General features: G+C 60.8%; 1 protein-coding gene. It reads right to left on the reverse strand.

Annotation, left to right across the window (positions count from 1 at the left end; genetic code table 11):
- Window positions 1-178 precede the first annotated feature (178 nt).
- On the reverse strand, window positions 179-1232 hold a 1054-nt coding region (locus JQ566_RS34425), incomplete at its 5' end, for an IS4 family transposase (protein ID WP_212380684.1).

The raw sequence follows: 1232 nt of genomic DNA on the forward strand, positions 1-1232 counted from the left end.
CATAGGCGTTAAGGTAGCGCAGGCATGGATTGATACCGACGTTTTCGGGGAGGCTCGCGCAGGTGCCGCCCAAGCGCTCGTTTTCTGCGGCGCAAGCGGCGGATGGTTGGTTGTGGAATGATTGCCTGCAGCAAGGATGCAACGAGTTGTTGCAAGACACGCCAACCGCCAGGTGTCGTCAGGCGGCCTGCGTCCAGTGGGGAGAGTCCTCGAAGTCGCGGGCAAGCGGCTCGAGCAGCAGGATAATCAAGAGGTGAGCCAGCAGGTAGGGCTTGGCCGAGCGCGGATCAGTTCCAGGCGGTGTCTTGAGACCAATCAGGCTTTTCAGTCGCTTGAAGCCAAGTTCGATCCGCCATCGCAGTCGATAGAGTGCAAGCACATCCTTGGTAGAGAACTCGTCCCGTGCGAGCGACGTGACCAGAATGACCCAATCCGCGGCTTCCAAAGTTTCTTTGGAGATGATGCGGTTTTCATCTTGCGCGTCTCGCCGGGCTTTACGACGCGAAGCGGCGGCCGCACCGGTGGGCTTCTTGACTGCAACCAGACGCATAGCCAGAGGCGCATCGTCCTTGCGTTTGATCCAAATCCTCCGATCGATCAGTCCGCGCGCCTTTGCCGCACGCAATTGGGCCATCAGATCGAACGGACGGCCTTGGGCATCAAGCCAACGCGCGTTCTTCCAGCCTGCTCGGATCAGAACGTCTGCACCGGCCGCGCGGACAGCCGCGATGCGGTCAGGTTGCAGATAGGCGCGGTCAGCAATGCGGATCTCGTTCTTGACTACTGGTATCCGGTCAAACGTTTCGCCCTCTTGCTGATCCGTCAGCTCGAAGTGACCAAAGCGCTCACATGGCAGATCAAATGCACTATGAACCCGCCAAAGCTCACTGTTCCTGCGCGCAGCCGGCCCGGCCTGAGGGACTGTCGTCGCATCGACGATGCGGATCAGGCGGCCTCGGCTTGCCTTCGGGGCTGCCGCGGCGAGCAAGCCCTCCACCAGCACTGCAAACCAATCGCCACATTGACGCAGGCGATAGAACAACGCCACGCTGCTGAGGTCCGCAAGGCCAACAGAAGCCGCCCACGCGGCTGTCGATCTCAATCCTCTGTCACCCAGACAATAGGCCAGCATCAGCCGAAGCAACGCCACCGCATCTGGAATTTGGCGCCGCCGCACGAAAGCCTTCGTCTGGCGCGCACTCGTCTCAAGCTGCTCAGCTCCACCCAGCTGC

Source organism: Bradyrhizobium sp. SZCCT0231 (assembly GCF_018130245.1).
Classification (GTDB): Bacteria; Pseudomonadota; Alphaproteobacteria; order Rhizobiales; family Xanthobacteraceae; genus Bradyrhizobium; species Bradyrhizobium japonicum_F.